General features: G+C 74.7%; 1 protein-coding gene. It reads left to right on the forward strand.

Annotation, left to right across the window (positions count from 1 at the left end; all coding sequences use genetic code 11):
- The first annotated feature begins 35 nt into the window (after nucleotides 1–35).
- A complete protein-coding gene (bla, locus tag FOE67_RS26860) occupies nucleotides 36–992 on the forward strand; it encodes a class A beta-lactamase (protein ID WP_182667417.1) in 957 nt (318 codons plus the stop codon).
- Nucleotides 993–1,010: the final 18 nt, after the last annotated feature.

The raw sequence follows: 1,010 nt of genomic DNA on the forward strand, positions 1-1,010 counted from the left end.
CCACCGCCCGCCGCCGGTCCGGGGCCGCCGGCCGGGTGCGGCGAGCCGTGGCGGGGGCGCTGGGCGCCCTCGTCCTGGTGCCGCTCGCCGCCTGTGGCGCCGGGACCGCCTCCCCGGCCGTGCCGTCGGCCCCCGCCCCGCCCTCCACCGAAACCGACACAGCGCCCGACACAGCGCCCGACACAGCGCCCGCTCAAGAGTCCCCGGATCGGGCCTTCGCCGAACTGGAGGAGCGGTACGACGCCCGCCTCGGCGTGTACGCGGTGGACACCGGCACCGGCGAGGAGATCGCCCACCGGGCCGACGAGCGGTTCGCGTACGCCTCCACCTTCAAGGCCCTGGCCGCCGGGGCCGTGCTGCTCGAATACGGCGTCGGGGGAATCGAGGAGGTGATCCCCTACACCGAGGAGGACCTGGTCGAGTACTCCCCCGTCACGGAGGAGCACGCCGGGGTCGGCATGACCCTGCGCGAGCTGTGCGACGCGGCGGTGCGCCACAGCGACAACACCGCCGGGAACCTGCTGTTCGACGCGCTCGGCGGCCCGAAGGGCCTGAACGACATCCTGCGCGGGTGGGGTGACGACGTGACCGTGATGACCCGGTACGAGACCGCGCTGAACGAGGCGGTGCCCGGTGACGAGCGGGACACCAGCACCCCTCGCGCCCTCGCGGCCGACCTGCGGGCCCTGCTCCTCGGGGACCTGCTCGGGGAACCCGAGCGGGAGCTGCTGACCGAGTGGATGCTCACCAACGTCACCGGCGCCGAACTCGTCGCGGCGGGGGTGCCGGAGGACTGGACCGTCGCCGACAAGAGCGGCGCGGGCGGTTACGGCACCCGCAACGACATCGCCGTGGTGTGGCCGCCGGAGGGCGACCCGGTGGTCCTGGCGGTCCTCTCCTCCCGGGACGTCGAGGGCGCCGAGTGGGACAACGCGCTGATCTCGGAGGCGGCCTCGGTGGTGGCCGGGGCCCTCGCCCCGGCCGGCCCCTGACCCCTGTCTCTTATACAC

This window comes from Streptomyces calidiresistens (assembly GCF_014141525.1).
Lineage (GTDB): Bacteria > Actinomycetota > Actinomycetes > Streptomycetales > Streptomycetaceae > Streptomyces > Streptomyces calidiresistens.